The sequence below is a fragment of the Cellulomonas sp. P4_D11 genome, assembly GCF_056401915.1.
On the sequence record NZ_JBFUIK010000048.1, the window covers coordinates 1 to 18,951 of the forward strand.

Here is an 18,951-nt window from a genome sequence, read left to right on the forward strand (position 1 = left end):
GCGCGGGGCCTGGGCGGCGTCCCGCAGTGGACCCGCGACCTCCCGCGGGGCGGCGCGCGCCGTCGTCCGCACGCCGACCCTCTCGCGGACGCCGTGTACCTGCCGTCCTGCCTGCACACGATGTTCGGGCCGACGGACGGCGTGCAGACGGCGCTGCAGCGCCTCGCCGGGCGGGCCGGCGCCCACCTGGTGGTCCCCGAGGGCATCGCCGGCCTGTGCTGCGGCACGCCGTGGTCGTCGAAGGGCCTCGCCGACGGCCACGCCGCGATGCGCGACCGGGTCCGGGCCGCCCTCGGGGACGACGACCGACCGGTGGTCACCGACGCGGCCTCGTGCACCGAGGGCTACGTCCGGCTGCTCGACGGCCGGCCGGTGCTCGACGCCGTGACGTACGTCGAGCGCCTGCTCCCCCGGTTGCGGGTCACCCGCCGGCTCGGCTCGCTCGCGCTGCACCCCACGTGCTCGTCGGTCCGCCTCGGCCTCGACGGCTCGGTGCACGCGGTGGCGTCGGCGATCGCCGACGAGGTCGTGGTGCCCGACGGCTGGCAGTGCTGCGGCTTCGCCGGCGACCGCGGGCTGCTCCACCCCGAGCTGACCGCGTCCGCCACCCGGGCCGAGGCCGCGTCCGTCGCAGAGCGGTCGTTCGACGCGTACGCGTCGGTCAACCGCACCTGCGAGATCGGCCTGAGCCGCGCGACGGGTCGGCCCTACCGCCACCTGCTCGAGCTCGTCGAGGAGGCGACCCGGCGTGCGTAGCCGAGGTCGCCACCGTCACACCTCCCGCCCTGCCAGGATGAGCCCGTGACCACACCGGCGCCGTTCCTCACCGCCCGTCGCTGGCGCAGCCGACGGTCCGCCGCGGTCGCCGGGATCGTGTTCGCGCTCCTGCTCATCGCCGCCCTGGTCATGCTGCGGCTCGCGGTGTGGAACCAGGACCTCGAGGCGGTGGAGCTCGACCCCACCCGCCGCGCGCTCGTGCGCCTCAGCCTCAACCTCGTGCCGTTCGCCGGCATCGCGTTCCTCTGGTTCATCGGCGTCGTCCGCGACCAGCTGGGCGAGGTCGAGGACCGGCTGTTCTCGACCGTCTTCCTGGGTAGCGGGCTGCTGTTCCTGGCCATGCTGTTCCAGGGCGCGGTCACGGCGAGCACGCTGGTCGAGATGGTCCCGGGCCACCAGCTCGACGCCGGGATCTGGACCTACGGGCACAGCACCACCGAGACGCTCGTGTCCGTCTACGCCATGCGGATGGCCGCGGTGTTCACGCTCTCGGTCAGCACGGTCGTGCTCCGGACGGCGTCGGTCCACCGGTGGGTCGCGTTCTCCGGGTACGCCGTGGCGCTGGTGCTCCTGCTCGTCGCGGGCACGTACAAGTGGGCCCAGCTCGTGTTCCCGGCCTGGGTGCTCGTGCTCAGCATCGCGATCCTGGTGACGCCGGCGCGCGACCGCCGCGCGCCCGATCTGCCCACGGCGGTATCTCCCACCGGCTAGGGCACCCCTGCAGTGCATGAGCGCCGGCGTGGAGTACGTGGGGCTGCTGGCGTCCGCCGGCAGCCTGACACTGTGGTGGCCGCAGGCGGTGCGCCTGTGGCGGCAGCGGCACGACGCGACCGCGCTGCTCGGCCTCTCGATCACGACGCAGGTGGTGCTGCTCGCCACCGAGAGCCTCTGGGCCGCGTACGCGCTGCTGACCGCGTCCTACTGGGTCGGCGTCCCGGCCATGGTGAACATCCCGCTCTCGATCCTCGCCATCCGGCTGCTGCACCGGGCACGGCGGGCGGTGCGGACCGACCAGCACGTCCCCGTCCCGGCAGGGTGAAACCCTCGGATCGCCCGGCGTCGGTCTTCTGCCGCACCGCGCGCCGCCCCTAACGTGGACAAACCGGACACCGCGACATGCGCGGCGTCCGCCGTCCTCAGGGGGATCACATGGCACGCCTTCGCATCTCGCTCACCGCCGCCGCGCTCGCCGGCGCCGCCCTGCTCGGCAGCGCCGGGGCGGCGGCCGCGTGTCCCCGCGACCCGTCCGCCGACCCCACCACCTGGGAGTACGGCGGCGTCTACGACTGCAGCAAGGCGAGCGTCGGGCACCACGTGCGGACGTACACCAAGCCGTCGCCCGTCGCGTTCGTCGTGATCAAGACCGGCACGACCTACTTCGTCAGCGACCTCGGCGACGCGAACGAGGGCGACCGGACCTACACGTTCGACAAGAACATCCGGTTCGTCATCACGTGCCTGTTCACGGACGCGTAGCAGCGGCCGCCAGCGCCGCGGCCTCGAGCCGCTCGCGGTAGGCCGGCCAGTCGATGTCGGGGATGTTCGGGTCCTCCGGGCGCCTGCCGACCGCGCCGTCGATGAGCTCGCGGACGATGTCGGCGTGGCCGGCGTGCCGGGCGGTCTCGACGCACATGTGCACGAGCACCTGGTGCAGGGTCACGTGCCGACGCTCGCCCCACCAGGGCACCTCGCCGGGCGCGTCGAGAGGCAGCGCCTCGATCGTGGCGTCGCTGTGGGCGGCCGAGTACCGGTGCAGCTCGACGATCTGCTCGCGCGTCTCGTCGGGGGTCGCCCACATGTCGGCGTTCGGCTCGGCGTCGTCGGCGAACCACGACAGCTCGCCACCGTCGGGCCGGCCGAACACCTCACCGAGGTAGCCGAGCTCGACGCTCGCGACGTGCTTGACCAGGCCGAGCAGGTTCGTCCCGGTGGACGTCATCGGCCGGCGGATGTCGTACTCGCCGAGCCCGTCGAGCTTGCTCAGGAGGCTCTCGCGCTGGGCGCGCAGGTAGCGGTGCAGGGTGTCCTTGTCGTCCATCCGGCCAGTGTGCCGTGCCGCCTCTGTACTGTCCCTGCGTGTCCCCCATCGAGACCCTCCGCTACGGCCCGCTGGCCGATCAGGTGATCGACCTGACCTTCCCGACGACGGCGACCGGGTTGCCGCCGCTGGTCGTGCTGCTGCACGGCGGGTTCTGGCGCGTCGCGTACGACCGGCTGCACGTCCGGGTCGTCGCGGACGCCCTGACCGCGCGGGGGTACTCGGTCGCCAACGTCGAGTACCGCCGGGTGGGCGGTGGCGGCGGCTGGCCGACGACGTTCACGGACGTCGCGCAGGCCGTCGACACCCTGGAGGACGTGCTGGCCGACCGGGTCGACCTCGACGCGGTCGCCTACGTCGGGCACTCGGCCGGCGGGCACCTCGCGCTCTGGGCCGCGCTGCGCGACCGCCTTCCGGTGGGCGCGCCGGGGCGTGCGCTCGCGGCGCCGCGGGTCCGCGGCGTCGTCGCGCTGGCTCCCGTCGCCGACCTGGTCGAGGTCGACCGCCTCGGTCTGAGCCGCGGCGCGGTCGCCGAGCTGCTGGGCGGCAGCCCGGCCACCGTCCCCGAGCGGTTCGCCGCGACGGACCCGGCGGGCCTGGGAGCCCCGGGCGCGACGACGGTCGTCGTGCACGGGCAGGTGGACGACACGGTGCCGATCGCGGTGTCGCGCGGCTACCGCGACCGCACGGGGGTGCAGCTGGTCGAGGTCCCCGGCACCGGCCACTTCGAGCTGGTCGACCCCGCCTCGGCCGCCTGGCCGGTCGTCGTGGACGCGCTCCGCGACGCCCTGCGCTGACAGACCGCGGGTCACCGGGCCACACTCGGTCGGGAGCCGCGGGCACCGGCGCCCGGCGGCCGCGCCGACCCGGAGGAACGATGACCACCGACCTGTACGAGACCCCCGCCCCCGACGCCGACGCCGCGGCCTTCGCGGACCGGGTCGTGGCCGCGACGCTCGGCGCGATGGACCTCTTCGCCCTCCACCTGGGCCGGACGCTCGGCTGGTACGACGCGCTGGTCGACGCGGGACCGCTGACGTCCGCCGGGCTCGCGGACCGCACCGGCACCCAGGAGCGCTACGCGCGGGAGTGGCTCGAGCAGCAGGCGGTCGGCGGCTGGCTGCTCGTCGACGACGCGGCGGCGGACGCGAGCGAGCGCCGGTACCGCGTGACGCCGGGAGCCGTCGACGTGCTCACCGACCCCGACAGCCCGCTGCACACCGCACCGGTCGCCGGCGTGATCGTCGCGGCCGGGCGCCGGATCGACGACTTCGTCACCGCGTACCGCGACGGCGGCGGGGTCAGCTGGGGGCAGCTGGGCCCGGACGCGCGCACCGCCCAGGCGGCCTTCAACCGGCCGATGTTCCTGCACCAGCTGGCCCAGGAGATCGTCCCGACGCTTCCCGAGCTGCTCGGCAAGCTCGACGGGGACGCCCGCGTCGCGGACATCGGGTGCGGCGAGGGCTGGTCCTCGATCGGGCTCGCCCGGGCGTTCCCGGCCGCGACCTTCGAGGGCTTCGACGTCGACGAGCCGTCGGTGGCCGGCGCCCGCCGGAACGCGACGCAGCTCGGCGTCCAGGACCGCGTCACGTTCTCGACCGTCGACGCCGCCGAGCTGCGGGAGTCCCGCGCCGGAGCGTTCGACGTGGTGATGGCCTACGAGTGCGTGCACGACATGCCGGACCCGGTGAGCGTGCTCGCGGCGATGCGGGAGATCGCGCGCGACGACGGCTACGTGCTGGTGATGGACGAGCGGACGGCCGAGTCGTTCACGGCGCCGGGCGACGCGGTCGAGCGGCTCCTCTACGGCTTCTCGATCCTGTGCTGCCTGCCCGACGGGCTGTCGACGCCCGGCGGCGTCGGGACCGGGACGGTCATGCGGCCGTCGGTGCTGGCCGGCTACGCCGAGTCAGCCGGGTTCTCGCGCGTCGAGGTGCTGCCCGTCGACCACGACATGTTCCGGTTCTACCGGCTCCACCGGTAGCGGGGCCGCGCCCGCGGGGGGCGCCGCGGGCTCGGAGCCGACGGGTGCGGTCGGGATCAGCCGCGAGAAGAACAGGGCCAGCGCCGCGACGAGCGCGAGGGCCGCCAGGCTGGCGCGCAGCGCGTCGATCCGGGCCGCCTCGTTCTCGTCGACGATCGCCGTGACCTCGTCGTCCGGCACCCCCGCGTCCTCGAGCGCGGCCTGGATCTGCGCGTCCGAGACGAACGGGACGCCGCCCGCCAGCTGGACCTGCGCGGCCGCCGTGACCTCGGCGCTGACCTGCGGGTTGTCGGCGAGACCGACCAGCAGGCTGGAGGTCAGGGTGGCGACGAGGATCGACCCGGCCACCGCGGTGCCCAGCGACGCCCCGAGGTTCGTCATGGTGTTCTGCACGCCGCCGACGTCGCCGCTCTGCTCGTCCGGCACCGCCGAGACCGTGACCGCGCCCAGCTGCGAGGCGAGCGCCCCGACGCCGAAGCCGGCGAGCAGCAGCGGGACCGCGACGATCTCGGCGCCTGCCCCCACCTCGAGCGCGCCCATGAGCACCACGATGCCGAACAGCATCGCCGCGACGCCCCAGCGCACCACCTCGCGCGGAGAGGCCGTCGGGAAGAACCGTGGGATCCCCACCGCGGCGATCAGCAGCGACACCGACAGCGGCAGCAGCCGCACGCCGGTCTGCAGGGCTGTCAGGCCGAGCGCGATGGACAGGAACAGGGGGACGACGAAGAAGAGGCCCGCCTGGATCATGAACTGGAAGAAGAACATCGTCAGGCCGCCGACGAGTCGCGAGTTCCGCAGCAGGTCGAGGCGCAGCAGCGGCTCCCGGCCGGCCGCGGTCACGTGGTTCTCCCACGCGACGAACAGCCGCAGCACGACCATCCCCGCCAGCACGAGCCAGATGGTCGGCGACAGCCCCAGCCACGACGGGCCTCCGGGCCGCGTCTGCACCCAGCCCCACTCGCCGGACCGCAGCACGCCGTACACGGCCAGCCCCAGCCCCGCGGCCGACAGGGCCGACCCGACGAGGTCCAGGCGGAACCGGGCCTCGGGCTCGGCGTCGGCGATCTTGCGGGTCAGCGCGAGGATCCCGATCACCAGCACGACCTCGCCGGCGAACACGTAGCGCCAGGTCCAGTACGTGGTGACGAAGCCGCCGATCAGCGGCCCGGCGGCCACCGCGATCGCGCCCGCCGACGCGACGAGCCCGTAGGCCCGCGGGCGGTCCGGCGACGCGAAGTTCGAGGCCACGAGCGCGACGATCGCCGGCATGATCAGCGCCGCGCCGAGGCCCTCGAGCAGGGACCACCCGAGGATCAGCTGCGGGAGGGTCTGGGCGATCGACGTGACGAACGAGCCGCACGCGTAGATGACGCAGCCGATGGCGAACGCGCGCCGCCGGCCGATCAGGCTGCCGATCTTGCCGCCGGTGATCATCATCGTGGCCATGACCAGCGTGTAGAGCGTGATCGCTGTCTGGATGCCCGTGACGGTGGTCCCGACGTCCGCGGCCACCTGCGCGATCGACACGTTCATCACGGAGCTGTCGAGCGTCATGAGGAACTGGGCGGTCGCCAGCGTGAAGAGGACGAGGCCTGCCGCTCCTCGGGTGCTACGAGCCATCGGGCACCGCGTCCCTTCTCCGGCGTGCCGCCCCGGGGTTCCGCGCGGTCGAGCCGACCAAGGACTACCACCGTCGGCACCCTCGCCGCTACGTCCTCGCAGGTCCGGCGCACACGTGAGGGGCCGCGGCGCGTCCGGCGCGCCGCAGCCCCTCACGTACCTGGTCCCCCGGGTCAGGCCACCGGGAAGTCGCCCGGCCCCTGGTCCGCCGCCGGGAGCTCGGCGGGCCACGTGGCGGACTCGCCGCCGAGCGTCACCGTGACGCTCTCCGGCGTGAGGTTCTCCGGGTTGTCGAACGCGAAGTCGGCGATCGCCGTGATGGCCAGCGTCTCGAGGTAGTACCAGACGCCGTCGGGCGGGGCCTCGCTCATGGCGAGCTGCTGACCGCCGGCCTGGAGCGCGACCGTCACCGGCTGCCCGGCCAGGACCTCGGTGTCCTCCACCGACACGCTGACGTGCAGGCGGACCGTGGTCCCCGTGCTCTCGATCGTGGGCAGCGTCCAGCGCCCCCCGAGCATGGTCGAGACGTTCATCAGGCGGTCCCCCCGCAGCTCACGGACCAGCTCGACGTCTGCAGCACCTCGGTGCTGCTCGCCGAGTCCACGGCATCGCCGCGGAAGTCCAGGTTGACCGACAGGACGTTCCCCGTCGACGAGCTGATCCCGGGGTTGTCGATGCCCCGGAACGCGCAGCCCGTCTGGAAGTCGGGCGTGAACTGGCTCGTCTGGAACACCTGGCCGCGCCGGTGCCCGTAGAACAGCTGGGCACCGCCGCCGGGCAGCTGGATCCCGTCCTGCAGGAAGTTGTCGCCGGTGGCCCCCGCCGCGGGCGCCGGCAGCATGGCCGGTGCGGGTCCGCCGCGGGGGTCGGCCAGCAGGTGCGTCTTGACGGCGCCGTTGACGCGGAACTGGCCGCGCACGTACTGCCGGTACTCGCCCACGGCGCACGTCGTCGGGTACGGCGCGGCGTCGAAGTCGATGTTCATCTCGAACCGCTCACCGAACCGCGAGCCCGTGCCCGTCGGGACCTGCTGGCACCCGGCCCGGTTCTCCGGCACCCGGAACCCGGCGGGCTGCACCGCGGCCATGGGCCACTCGACGGCCGCCGTGATCCCGGCGGCGGGGACCCCCGGCCACGCCGCGCTGATCTTCTTGGGGTACCCGGCGTCGAACGACTTGGTCGCCTGGTCGACGCGGGCGTAGCAGTCGCCCTTGAACCAGTAGACCTTGCCGTTGCCGTAGTTCACGACGTCGTCGACGTCCTTCTCGAAGATCGTGCCGTCGACGCCGGGCCAGTTGCCCTTGATCGGCTTCGGGTAGCCCGGGTCGAGGGTGTCGGCGGCGATGTCGTGCCGGATGTACTCGCCGCCCTTGAACAGGTAGGCCTTGCCGTTGCCCCAGTTGACGGCGGCGTCGATGCCCGAGTCGAACGCGCTGCTCGCGGCGTCCGTCCACGCACCGGCGATGGCCCTCGGGTACCCCGGGTCCACCGCGTCGAGCAGCACGTCGAACCGGTAGTACTGCGCGCCGCTGAAGAAGTAGACCTTCCCGTTGCCCCAGTTCAGGGCCGCGTCGATCGTGGCGGGCAGGCCCGTCCACGACGCCGCGGTGACCAACGGGTAGATGGGTAGCACGTTGTCGATCGCCGTGTCGTAGCGGGAGTAGGTCGTCCCGCTGAAGAAGTACACGCGCTTGGCTGTCATCACGCCCCCTTGCGAATCCGATTCCAGCGCGTCCAGTTTCAACCCATTTGGGTGATGTTGGCCATGGGCGCCCGGGTGGTAGTCCGGGTGAATCGCCGTGCGCCATGCTGAGGCGTGCCCGACGCCCGGTTCCGCACCGTGACCGTGCTGGACCACGGTCCGCCCGACCGGTGCTTCGACGTCGTCGTCCTCGCGGACGGCTTCGCGACGGACCGGCTGGACGCGTTCGAGGAGGGGGTCCGGGCGTTCGTCGCGGAGCTCCTGGCCACCGAGCCGTTCGGCCTGCTCCGCGCGCTGCTCTCGGTGCACCGGGTCGACGTCGTCGGGCCGCCGACGTCCACACTGGACGGCCGGCTGCTCACCGTCGACGAGGACGCGGCCCTGCGCCTGGCGCATCAGCACGTGCCCCACGCGGACGCCGTCGTGGTGCTGGCCGACCGCGAGGAGTACGGCGGCTCCGCGGGCCGGGTCGCCTGCCTCACCCGGCACCCCTGGGCAGCGGCGCTCGCGGTGCACGAGCTGGGCCACGCCGCCTTCGACCTCGCCGACGAGTACGGGCACGAGGGCCGCCACCCCGGCCCCGAGCCGAGCCGGGTCAACGTCACGCTGGAGCCGGACCCTGCCCGGACGTCGTGGGCCGACCTCCCGGGCGCCGGCTGCGTGGAGGGCGGCGACCGCTACGCCTCCGGGGTGTACCGGGCGCAGGACCGGTGCCGCATGCGCAACCTCGGCGACCCGTTCTGCGTCGTCTGCGCCCGCGAGATCCGGCGGATCCTGCTGCTGCACGGGCGCGGCGCGGGGCATAGCGCATATGTGGACATTTCGCCCTCCCCCAAACGGGTGGTCGGGGATACATTCGACGAGGCGTGACCCTCGGCGACGTCGCCGGACCGGGCCGTTCGCCGACTTCAGGGGGGGCCTGATGCAGTCGATTCCGGTGTTCGACACCATCGAGGGAATGACCGTCTTCCGGGACGACGACGACTTCGCGCACTTCTACTACCTGCCGCGGACGTTGCGCATCGCGACCGGCCCCGACGGCAAGCCGATGTTCACGTTCCTCAAGTACCAGTTCCCCGTGGAGCACACGGGCGACGACGAGAAGGGCGGCGGCTACCTCGTCTTCACCACCGAGCTGGTGGAGGACCAGGACTTCCTGGAGACGACCGTCCGCCCGAAGCTGCTGGACCGCATGCGCGCCGAGCGGCCCAACGACCCGAACATGCCGCCGCCCAAGCTCACGTCGATGGACTTCATCGCGGGCGAGGTCCGCCTGCTGATCATGAAGGACGACAAGTTCGTCGCGGAGGTCCAGTCCGGCAAGCCGTCCTTGTTCGCCCAGAACACCGCCTCGTACGCCGTCGAGCTCAAGACGATGGGCGCGGACCTCTTCTACCAGGCGCTCCGCAAGGGCGCCGGCGTCGGGATCGTGGAGTACTCGCTCTCCTTCGACACCCGCCTGCCCGCCGTCCACGTGTACGCGCACTGCGACTCGAAGGAGGTCAAGGACGTCGTCATGACGTACACGACCTCGGAGGTCACGGACGGCAGCGTGTGGGGCGACGACACCCACACCGAGGCCCACCGCACCTCCATCAGCGAGACGATGGAGTCGCAGGGCCTGATCACGCTCAACATCGACAAGGGGTCGAGCCAGATCAAGGACGAGGACGTCGAGGCGCTGCGCAGCTTCGCGTTCGGCCGCATGGACGAGTGGCTCAAGGACCACTTCCTCAAGGGCGGGTCCATCGCCACCGACAAGGACCGCGAGAACCAGTGGATGAGCTTCATCCACGAGGACATCCACCAGGTCTTCAACCTCGACCTCGTGCAGCGCGACGTCGTCGTGCGGCAGTACAACCCGAGCGCCACCATCTCGCCGTCGTTCATCGGGGCGCCGATCGACGACGTGATCCTCGACATCGACCTCGGCACGGCGGAGTGGTACTTCAACACCCTGACGGTCACGGTCGACACCAACCTGGACTTCGACGTCTACGGCGACATCGTGCACAGCGTCGTCGGGCACATCTCGTACACCGGCCAGAAGGACGGCCGCGACATCTCCAAGCGCGACAGCTTCACGTTCACCAAGGACGACCCGGCGCCGAAGACGTTCACCACGCGCCTCGCCCAGGTCAGCCAGGACTCGTACACGGTCGACGTCGACGTCAACTACAAGTCCGGACCCGTCACGACCACGCGGCTGTACTCGGAGACCTCCCACCTGCGCGACTGCACCCTGCGCGTCCCCAACCCGGGCGTCATGGCGCTCAAGGTCGCGGCCAACGACAAGAACGCGTTCGACACCCAGAAGCTCACGTCGATCGAGGTCGAGATCGCCTACGGCGACGCGGCGACGAAGGTGCCGGAGGTCGTCGAGAAGGTCATCCTCACCAAGGACGTGCCCGAGGTCGACTACCGGCGCGTCATCTACGCGCCCTGGACCGCGCCGTACCGCTACCGGTTCACCTACGTCACCACGGACGAGGCGTCGGGCAGCCAGCGCATCACCACCGACTGGTTCACCGGCGACCACGACGACAACGCGCAGTCCGCGTACCTGTCGGTCTCCACGCCGTTCGACGACGGCTTCCACCTCTCCGTCGTGCCGACCGTCGACTGGTCCGAGGTGCAGACCGTCATCGTCGACCTCGCGTACGAGGACACGGCGCACGACTACCAGCAGACGCGGTCCCTGCAGTTCGCCGAGTCGACGCTCGCGGCGCTCGCTCCCCCGCAGTGGCGGTTCCTCCTGCGCGACCCCGATGCCCGCGCCTACCGCTACAGCACGAAGATCGTCGGCAAGGACGGCTCGGTCGTCGGCACGGACTGGGCGCCGGTCGAGTCCGACGCCTCGACGCTCGTGGTGGGCAACGCCCGCGGCGGCGTGGTCAAGGTGAGCGTCGACCCCTCCGACACGGGTGTCGGCACCACGCTGCGCCGCGTCATCGTGCGCCTCACCTACGACGACCCCGCCCACGCCATCCACGACACGCAGGCCCTCGCGTTCTCCGCCGCGACACCGCAGGTCTGGTCCGTGACCCGCGCCGACGCGACCGTCTCGGCCTACACCTACGACGTGGAGTACGTGCCGGCCGTCGGCGATCCCGTCTCCGTGAAGGGGCTGACCGGCACCCTCAGCGGGGCGAGCGACTTCCTCTTCCTCCCGGCGCCGCCGGTTCCCCCGACCCCACCGACGCCGCCCACCCCACCGACGCCTCCCGTCGTGGACACCCCGACCCCGCCGACGCCGGTCCCGACCCCACCCGTCCCGACGCCGCCGATCCCCACACCGCCGCCGGTCACGCCCGACCCCGGCCCCGAACCGGCCCCGCCCGCACCCGCACCCGTGCCGTGAGCACGGTGCCGCCATGCTCTCGCTCGCTCCGCCGTACCCCGTCGTGGACGGGTACGCCCTGCTGCCCGACCACGCCGACCCCGGCCTCTGGTACGTCCTCCCGTCCGCGCCGCAGCTCGCGGTGCACGACGGCATCCCCGCCCTCTCGCTGACGCAGTACCTGGGCGCCGGCACCGGGGCCGCGAAGGTGTCCGGCGGGATCCTCTCGCTCACCACGCAGCTGTTCGTCCCGCCCGAGGTGCTCGAGGCCCTGCCCGCACGCCTCGCGGACGTCCGGGGCGTCACCGGCTCGGCGCTCCGGGTGGTGCCGGCACCGCTGGACACCGGCACCGTCGAGCTCGTGGTCCTCGGCCAGACGAGCACGCCGCCGACGGAGGGGTCCGCCGCGCCGGGCGGCACGTTCGAGGTGCGGTTCGCCGGCGGCGGGCGGCCGTCGATGGGCGCGACGCAGGACGCGACGTTCCAGCTGGTGCTCAACGAGGCGGCGGCCGAGATGATCGGCGCCTGCCTGGACCTGCCCGAGCAGCCCGTCATCGTCACCTACGCCATGACGTTCGCGGCCCTGCGGCCGGCGTTCACCATCGACATCCACGCCGACTGGGCGAAGATCTACTCCTCCCTCAAGACCAAGCTGACGACGAACGCCTGGTACGTCGCGGCGGACGTCGAGACGGCGATCACGTCCGCGTTCGAGGAGTCGGGCCTCCGGATCGACACCGTCATCGAGGGCACCGGCGAGGGTGCACGCGCGGCCGCCGAGCGCACCCGGACCCAGCTCACCGACTGGGTGCTGGACAAGCTGTTCCAGCCGATGATCCCGCCGCCCAGCACCGGCGAGCAGGTCGCCGCGGTCGTCGACGACGTGGTCTCCAGCCTCACGCGCGCGATCATCCCCGGCGCGTCGTTCCGGCTGAAGGCGGTCGACGAGAGCTCGGTCCGGCGGATGGACCTGCGGGCCCGCGAGCGCGTCGCCGAGGTCCGGGACCTGCGACCGCAGGGGACGCTGGGCGGGCTGCTGAACGAGTTGCGGGTGGACGAGAAGGGCGAGGTCCGCCCGACGTGGCCGGCCGTGCGGCAGCACCTCGTGCAGCAGGTCGAGCTGAGCGGGTTCCCCCGGCTCGAGGTGGGCGTGGAGGTGGTGGACCGGTTCGCGTCCGACCGGCTGCGGTCGGTGCAGGTGGAGGTCGCCCGGGCGCCGGTCGGCCCGGCGGCCGAGCCGGCCGTCGACGCCGAGCTGACCTTCACGGCCCCCGGCCAGCACAAGGACTGGGTGGTGAACCTGCTCGAGGAGGCGCAGCGGGAGGAGGTCTGGGACCGCCCCTACGTGTACCGCGTGTCCGCCGACTTCGACCCGTCCTCCCCCGTCCGGCCGCCCGGCGAGGCCGTGTCGGCCTGGCGGACGCGGCAGTCGACCGACCTCGTGGTGGACCCCCGCGAGGCCTACGCCGTCACCGACGTCACCGTCACGGTGGCCCCGCTCTTCTCGTTCGCGCTCTTCCCGGCCGTGACGGTCGAGCTGCACCCCGGGTCGGCGGCCGACGGCCCCGCGACCGCGCGCGTGCAGCTGGACGCCGAGCACCCCCTGCAGCGCTGGCCGTTCGCGTCGCTGCCCGACGACGTGAGCTACTCGTTCCGCGCCACCTACCACCGGCCACCCGAGGCCGGCGGCGACGTGGTCTCGCCGTGGTCGTCGGCGGTCGAGCCGTTCTGCTCGCTGCCCGACCCGATGCCCGAGAAGCTGACCGTGACGTTCTTCGTCGACCTGCCGTGGACCGACCTGGCGGCCGCGCTGCTGCAGGTCAGGTACGAGGACGGGGCCGCGGGCGTGCGCTACCCGGAGGAGACGGTCCGGCTCGGCGCGGACACCCCCAACCTCAGCCGCACCTACTCGATCGCGGCCGGCGGGTCGCGTTCGGTGGGCTACCGGCTGACCCTGCAGCCGCTCGTGGGCGCGCTGGTGGACGGGTCGTGGCGCGCGGCGACCGACGACCGCGTCATCATCGACCGGCGGCTGGTCGAGGAGCGTCAGGTGCAGGTCAGGGTGCTCGGCAGCCTGGCGGAGCAGAAGCTGCTGCGCGCCGCCGTCCGGCTCGAGGTCCGCGACCCCGTGGACCAGCACGTGCGCGCGTCGGCCGACCTCGCGCTGGTCCCCGGCGCCGAGCAGTCGGCGGCGACGCCGTTCGTGTACCGGCTGGGAGACCCGCCCGTGCGGCAGGTCTGGTGGCAGCTGACCACGGTCGACGTCAACGGCTTCGTCGCCGCGCAGCCGTGGGGCTCCGGCACGAGCGACCTGCTCGTGGTCGACGTGCGCTCGAAGACCGTGAGCGGGTGACCCGGTGCTGAGCCTCGAGAAGCCGCCGACGAGCGTCGGCGACCTGACCATCTTCGCGGACCACGCCGACCCCGCGCAGTTCTACTTCGCCGCGCCCGAGCCGACGATCGCCCGCACGGGCGGCCAGCCGATGTTCGACCTGTTCACGTACGCGGTCGAGCTGGCGCAGTCGCCGCTGAAGGGCACGACGATCCCCGCCGAGCTGGGCGCGGGGTTCCTCACCATGGGTGTCGAGTGCACGCTGGCCGACGCGAAGCGGGCCGCCGCCGTGCAGAAGCTGGCCGGCCTGCTCGACCGCGACCCGGACACGATCTCGTTGTCCCCGATCCCGTACGTCCGCGGGTCGGTCTCGGTCATCGCGCTGGACCTGGCCACCGTCGCGCCGCCCGGCGGCCCGACCATCACGCCGGGCCGCCCGCGGTTCGTCGAGAGCATGGTCGGCGGCGGGACGCCGTCGCTCCTGGGCGGGCTGCGCTCGATCTTCTCGTTCGGGCTCAGCCAGGACGGCGCGACGTTCCTCGAGGCGCTGTTCGAGGACGGCGCCGCGCCGATCGGCGTCGTCTACGACCTCACGTTCCTCGGCCTGCGGCCCAGCGTGCAGGCGCACGTGCACGCCGACGTCTCGCAGGTCTACCGCGAGCTCGGCGGCAAGGCGTCGGTCGGCTGCCCGTACGTCCGGGCCGAGGTCGAGGGGACGCTCAGCGACCTGGTGCAGAAGGGCGTCGTGACCATCGAGCTCACCTCGCAGGCCATGGGCGAGGAGGCGCAACGCAGCAAGGAGCTGGCGCTGTCCCTGTTCAGGGACAGGATCATCCAGGAGCTCTACCAGCCGTCGCCGGGCATGCCGAACCTCACGATGCCGAGCATCCCCGGCATGCCTCCGGCCCAGCAGATGCCCACCTCGATCGTCACCCTCTCCCTCAAGGCGAAGAAGGAGGAGGAGCTCCGGGTCGTCGACTACGACTTCTCCGAGCGGTCGCCCGAGGAGCGCACGCACGCGCCGCAGGGGTTCCTGGCGACGCTGCTCAGCAGGGAGGAGGTGGCCGCGCGCACGCACAAGGTCGACCTGGCGAGCAGCTTCTTCGAGCTGCTGGAGGTCCTGGTCACCGGGCCGTCGGCGGAGGAGATGGCGGCCCTCTCCCTGACGAGCGTCACCGTCGACCTGGCGTACGGCACGGCCGGCGACCCCGTCCCGCCCGAGACCGGGAGCCTGGTCTTCCGGCCCGGCGGGCCGACCGACCTCACCTGGGCCGTGCGCCGCACGGGTCGCCCGACGCTGGCGTACACCGCGGCGGTCACGTACGAGTTCACGCGGTCGGGCTCGGTCGACGCGACGTCGCTCACGTACTCGACCGGTCCGCGGCCGGAGACCGGGCGCACCATGTCCGTCCGCCCGTACGACGACCTCGGCGTGCTCGACGTCGAGGTGGACACCGGCCACCTGGGTGCGGGCGTCACCGACGTCGACGTCACGCTCGACTACGCCGACAAGGCGTCCGGCTTCACGGCCCACCAGCAGATGCGCCTCGCGGTCGACCCGGTCACGCCCGTCGAGCAGCGCCGGTGGCAGGTGCGGACCGGCCCGGACGCCGACCGCCACTACACCGCGGCCGCGGTGCTGACGTTCGACGACGCGAGCGCCCTCACGCTGCCCCCGGTGGTCACGGACGACGCGCTGCTGCGGGTCGACGGCCCGTTCCGCGGGAGCCGGTCGCTCTTGATCCAGCCCAACGTGACGACGGAGGACGTGTCGTCGGTGACCGTCGAGGTGACCTATGACGACGACACGGCGGGGTACCACCGACGGTTCACGCGCACGCTCGGGCCGACTCCCCCACCGCCGCCCGTCGACGGGCAGCCCGCGCCGCCGCCCGTGCCGGTCGCGCTGCGGTGGCAGCCCGTGACGCTGAGCTGGCCGGTGCTCGACGCGGCCGCGCAGGAGATCCGCTACCGCGTGACCACGGCCGCGGGCGGCGTCATCGACACCACCGACTGGGAGAAGTCGACGGAGCCGTCGATCCTCGTGGGCAGCACCGGCAGCCGGATGCGGTCGGTCGAGGTCCGCCTGGTCGGGCCTCCCCTGGCCGAGGCCGGGCTGGACGCGGTGCAGGTGCGGGTCGCGATCGCGGGGGCTCCCGACGAGACCGCGAGCAGCGCGTTCTTCGACCCGACCAGCCCGGTCGCGCAGACCCTGAGCCTCGCCGCCGGGCCCGACGCGCCGCCGGGCTTCCGCTCGCAGACGACGAGCTTCCGTGCCGACGGCACACAACGCCAGTCCGCCTGGACCGACAGCACCGGACCGTTCATCGCGGTCTCCACCCGCACGGTCTGACCGAAGGAGAACGTCATGCTGGACCTCGAGAGCAGGATGGAGATCCTCGGCATCACCGTGCTCGCGGACGCCGACGACCCCAAGGCCTTCTACTACCTGCCCGCCAACCCGCACATCAGCCGCGACGCGAACGGCCCCCTGTTCGACCTCTACGCGTTCCGCAAGGGCGGCGACGCCTCCGAGGCCTACGCCGGCGGGTTCCTCGCGATGACGGTCGACGTGGGCCTGGGCGGCCTGCACGGCTCCATCCTCGGCAAGCTCAAGGCCCGCGCGGGCGACGACGTGACCCTGACCAGCGTGCCGTACTCGAGCGGTGTGGTCCGAGTGGTCGGCCTGCAGCCCGGGACGCCGGCGGCGGCCGGCTCCCCGGTGGCGGCCGGGCCGCGGTTCGTCGAGGAGATCATGAGCTCCGGCACGGCCTCGCTCGACGGCGACAACCGGTCGATCATCTCGATGAGCCTGACGGAGGACGGCGCGGCGTTCTTCATGGGCGTGCTCGCCTCCACCGCGAACGCCCTGCCGATCGGCGTCGTCTACGACCTCGAGTACGTCGGCCTGCTGCCCGCGTACAGCCTGAGCATCACGATCGACATGAAGTCGAGCTACGAGTTCATGGAGAAGCGGTTCACGGCCGGCACCGTCTTCTTCAAGGCCGACATCGACTCGATCACCGAGGAGCTCACCAAGAACCAGAGCATCACGGTCAAGGAGACGGCCCGGCTGCTCGAGATGTCGACGCCCGAGGGCATCGCCGCGCGCCAGCGGCAGATCGCGGACCTCGTCGCCACCCTGTGCAGCGGCGCCCTCTTCCAGCCCACGCTCGTCCCGGGCCAGCCCGCCGTCGCCGGCAACCTCATGGTGGCCACGCAGCCGAACCCGTCGGTGACCACGCCGACGACCACGACCACCACGAACCCGCCCGTCACCACGAACCCGCCCGTCACCACCACCCAGCCGGTCACGGCGACACCGGTGACGAACCCCCCGGTCACGACCCAGCCGGTCACGACGACGCCGGTGACGAACCCGCCGGTCACGAACCCGCCCGTCACCCCGCCGCCGGTCACTCCCCCGCCGACGACCACGACGGTCAAGCCGACGGACCCGCCGCCGCCCCTCGAGGACCTCCCGGCCAAGACGGGCACGACCACCGGTACGACGACCGGTACGACGACGCAACCCGTCGCCAAGCCCGCGACCACCACCACGCAGCCGACGACGACGAAGCCCGCGACCACCACCACGCAGCCGACGACGACGAAGCCCGCGACGACGGGCGCGCAGACGCCGGCCTCGGGCGCCACCGAGGTCTGGGACAAGATGGGCCGCCCGCAGGTGGCGTTCGCCATGAAGTCGGTGAGCCAGTCGGAGCGCAAGACGATCGTCTACAACCTCGAGCAGGTCACCGCGCAGGCGCGGCACGTGGCGCCGCAGGGACACCTGGGGACCATGGGCAGCCTGGGCGAGCTCGCGCAGCGGGTGCACGTCATCGACCTCAACAACCCGTTCTTCGAGCGGCTGCCGATCCACATCGACTGCGCGGACGTCGACTTCGCGGCGCAGGGCGTCAACCAGATGACGGTCGAGATCCGCTACGGACAGCGCCCCGACGGGACAACGCCGAAGGACACGGCGTCGGCCATCCTGCGGGCGAGCACGGACGTCAAGGACCTCGAGTTCTTCGTGGACGACAAGCGCACCCTGTCGTACGAGTACCGGCTGATCGTCGACTACAAGGCCGACTTCGGGGTCGGCGTCCGCCAGACGCACGTCGAGGGGCCGTGGACGACGACGGAGCTGCGCAGCCTGTCGGTGCACCCGCGCTGGCTCGGCGTGATGGTGCCCGCGATGGTCCAGCTGGCGCCCAACACGCCGGACGACATCACCGAGGTCCAGGTGGCGGTCCGCTACCAGCGGGCGGACGCGGGGGTCGACGACGGCGCCCAGCTCACGCTCGGCCCCAGCCACCGCAGCGAGCTGGTCAACCTGCGGCTCGTCGCGGCCGGCGACCAGGTCACGTTCACGCCGACGGTGTTCTACGCGGACGGCACGCGCGAGGACCTCCCGGCCGTGGTGCTGCCGAACTCGCAGGCCGAGGACGCGCTGGTCGTGGCCGTGCCCAAGGCCGACCGCGTGGACGGCGACGTCATCCTGGTCGACGCCCTGGGCGAGCTGGCGCGGGTCGTGGTCGACCTGGAGGTCGCGCAGAAGGGCAAGGTCGTCGAGGCGAAGAGCCTCGAGCTCACGGGAGCCGCGGGACGCACGCCCTGGTCCGTCCGGCTGGCCGAGCGCGACGTCCCGGCCACCGTCCRCTGGCGCCAGCGCCTGACCTACGCCGACGGCGGGGTCGAGACCGGCGAGTGGGTCGACGCGACGACGCCGGCGATCGTCGCGGGCATCCCCAGCGAGGGCGTGCTCAAGGTCGAGGTCCGGTACATCGGCCCCGTGCCGTCGCAGCTGGGCCTGGCGGGCGTGGTCGTCGCGCTCTCCTATGCGGACCCGGGCGGCGACCCGGCGTTCACGCAGAACGAGTCGCTGTTCTTCGACGACGCCGCGGCGGCGCAGCCGCAGGAGTGGCGCGCCCGGCTGAAGGACCGCTCCGCGCGCACGTACGGCTGGTCGGTGACGTCCCTGCTCGCCGACGGCTCGCAGAAGGCGACGCCCGCCGCGACGGCCGACCAGGACCGCCTGTTCGTCGTCCCGCCCGGGCTGCCCGCGCCGACGACGCCCGCCACGCCGGTGGCGACGCCGACCCCGGTCGCGCCCGTCGCCCCCGTCCCGGTCGCGCCGGCGCCCGTGACG

The 18,951-nt window shown here is 72.7% G+C and carries 15 protein-coding genes; 11 read left to right on the forward strand and 4 right to left on the reverse strand.

The genetic code is table 11. From position 1 onward, the window contains the following. From AC1DT4_RS18865 to AC1DT4_RS18880, 4 genes are all read left to right on the forward strand, one after another. Positions 1-756, forward strand: a 756-nt coding sequence (locus AC1DT4_RS18865) for a (Fe-S)-binding protein (RefSeq protein ID WP_477091294.1), incomplete at its 5' end; no start/stop codon positions are given. Between the two features lie 45 nt (positions 757-801). Continuing rightward, positions 802-1,488 (forward strand): hypothetical protein, encoded by a 687-nt coding sequence (locus tag AC1DT4_RS18870; protein WP_477091295.1) that lies wholly within the window; start codon positions 802-804, stop codon positions 1,486-1,488. A 16-nt stretch (positions 1,489-1,504) separates the two neighbouring features. After that, positions 1,505-1,816 carry a hypothetical protein gene (locus AC1DT4_RS18875; protein WP_477091296.1) on the forward strand — a complete coding sequence of 104 codons (312 nt, stop codon included), beginning with the start codon at positions 1,505-1,507 and terminating at the stop codon, positions 1,814-1,816. A gap of 110 nt (positions 1,817-1,926) precedes the next feature. Then, positions 1,927-2,253 (forward strand): hypothetical protein, encoded by a 327-nt coding sequence (locus tag AC1DT4_RS18880; protein ID WP_477091297.1) that lies wholly within the window; start codon positions 1,927-1,929, stop codon positions 2,251-2,253. Here AC1DT4_RS18880 and AC1DT4_RS18885 read toward each other — a convergent pair. Then, positions 2,240-2,815: a DinB family protein gene (locus AC1DT4_RS18885; RefSeq protein ID WP_477091298.1), complete on the reverse strand. Its 576-nt coding sequence runs from the start codon at positions 2,813-2,815 to the stop codon at positions 2,240-2,242. The two genes, AC1DT4_RS18880 and AC1DT4_RS18885, sit on opposite strands and share 14 nt — an antisense overlap. 38 nt (positions 2,816-2,853) lie before the next feature. On the opposite strand from AC1DT4_RS18885, the gene AC1DT4_RS18890 reads away from it, so the two are divergent. Together AC1DT4_RS18890 and AC1DT4_RS18895 are read left to right on the forward strand one after the other, a co-directional pair. Next, positions 2,854-3,612, forward strand: a complete 759-nt coding sequence (locus AC1DT4_RS18890; RefSeq protein ID WP_477091299.1) for an alpha/beta hydrolase family protein — start codon at positions 2,854-2,856, stop codon at positions 3,610-3,612. 80 nt (positions 3,613-3,692) lie between these two features. Further along, positions 3,693-4,799: a class I SAM-dependent methyltransferase gene (locus tag AC1DT4_RS18895; RefSeq protein ID WP_477091300.1), complete on the forward strand. Its 1,107-nt coding sequence runs from the start codon at positions 3,693-3,695 to the stop codon at positions 4,797-4,799. On the opposite strand, the gene AC1DT4_RS18900 is transcribed toward AC1DT4_RS18895, so the two are convergent. The 3 genes from AC1DT4_RS18900 to AC1DT4_RS18910 form a co-directional block, all read right to left on the reverse strand. Then, positions 4,725-6,422 (reverse strand): MFS transporter, encoded by a 1,698-nt coding sequence (locus AC1DT4_RS18900; protein ID WP_477091301.1) that lies wholly within the window; start codon positions 6,420-6,422, stop codon positions 4,725-4,727. The two genes, AC1DT4_RS18895 and AC1DT4_RS18900, sit on opposite strands and share 75 nt — an antisense overlap. 173 nt (positions 6,423-6,595) lie before the next feature. Next, positions 6,596-6,955 carry a hypothetical protein gene (locus AC1DT4_RS18905; protein WP_477091302.1) on the reverse strand — a complete coding sequence of 120 codons (360 nt, stop codon included), beginning with the start codon at positions 6,953-6,955 and terminating at the stop codon, positions 6,596-6,598. Then, entirely contained in the window at positions 6,955-8,124 is a 1,170-nt protein-coding gene (locus AC1DT4_RS18910; protein WP_477091303.1) for a hemopexin repeat-containing protein, read from the reverse strand. Before AC1DT4_RS18910 ends, AC1DT4_RS18905 begins: the two co-directional genes overlap by 1 nt. 114 nt (positions 8,125-8,238) lie before the next feature. Between AC1DT4_RS18910 and AC1DT4_RS18915 the strand changes: the two genes are divergently transcribed. The 5 genes from AC1DT4_RS18915 to AC1DT4_RS18935 form a co-directional block, all read left to right on the forward strand. Beyond that, positions 8,239-8,994: a M64 family metallopeptidase gene (locus AC1DT4_RS18915; protein ID WP_477091304.1), complete on the forward strand. Its 756-nt coding sequence runs from the start codon at positions 8,239-8,241 to the stop codon at positions 8,992-8,994. A gap of 88 nt (positions 8,995-9,082) precedes the next feature. Next, positions 9,083-11,485 (forward strand): hypothetical protein, encoded by a 2,403-nt coding sequence (locus AC1DT4_RS18920; RefSeq protein ID WP_477091305.1) that lies wholly within the window; start codon positions 9,083-9,085, stop codon positions 11,483-11,485. Between the two features lie 13 nt (positions 11,486-11,498). Then, complete coding sequence (locus tag AC1DT4_RS18925; protein WP_477091306.1) at positions 11,499-13,817, forward strand: hypothetical protein; 2,319 nt, start codon at positions 11,499-11,501, stop codon at positions 13,815-13,817. Positions 13,818-13,821: 4 nt separating this feature from the next. Beyond that, positions 13,822-16,149 carry a hypothetical protein gene (locus AC1DT4_RS18930; RefSeq protein WP_477091307.1) on the forward strand — a complete coding sequence of 776 codons (2,328 nt, stop codon included), beginning with the start codon at positions 13,822-13,824 and terminating at the stop codon, positions 16,147-16,149. 15 nt (positions 16,150-16,164) lie between these two features. Next, positions 16,165-18,951 (forward strand): hypothetical protein (locus tag AC1DT4_RS18935; protein WP_477091308.1); only part of this gene is annotated, 2,787 nt, incomplete at its 3' end.

What these genes read in the sequence shown, in the direction of transcription:
- AC1DT4_RS18920 (WP_477091305.1), top strand. Translation starts at nt 9,083, where the DNA reads ATGACCGTCTTCCGGGACGACGACGACTTCGCGCACTTCTACTACCTG.
- AC1DT4_RS18895 (WP_477091300.1), top strand. Translation starts at nt 3,693, where the DNA reads ATGACCACCGACCTGTACGAGACCCCCGCCCCCGACGCCGACGCCGCG.
- AC1DT4_RS18880 (WP_477091297.1), top strand. Translation starts at nt 1,927, where the DNA reads ATGGCACGCCTTCGCATCTCGCTCACCGCCGCCGCGCTCGCCGGCGCC.
- AC1DT4_RS18875 (WP_477091296.1), top strand. Translation starts at nt 1,505, where the DNA reads ATGAGCGCCGGCGTGGAGTACGTGGGGCTGCTGGCGTCCGCCGGCAGC.
- AC1DT4_RS18905 (WP_477091302.1), bottom strand. Translation starts at nt 6,955, where the DNA reads ATGAACGTCTCGACCATGCTCGGGGGGCGCTGGACGCTGCCCACGATC.
- AC1DT4_RS18910 (WP_477091303.1), bottom strand. Translation starts at nt 8,124, where the DNA reads ATGACAGCCAAGCGCGTGTACTTCTTCAGCGGGACGACCTACTCCCGC.
- AC1DT4_RS18925 (WP_477091306.1), top strand. Translation starts at nt 11,499, where the DNA reads ATGCTCTCGCTCGCTCCGCCGTACCCCGTCGTGGACGGGTACGCCCTG.
- AC1DT4_RS18885 (WP_477091298.1), bottom strand. Translation starts at nt 2,815, where the DNA reads ATGGACGACAAGGACACCCTGCACCGCTACCTGCGCGCCCAGCGCGAG.
- AC1DT4_RS18900 (WP_477091301.1), bottom strand. Translation starts at nt 6,422, where the DNA reads ATGGCTCGTAGCACCCGAGGAGCGGCAGGCCTCGTCCTCTTCACGCTG.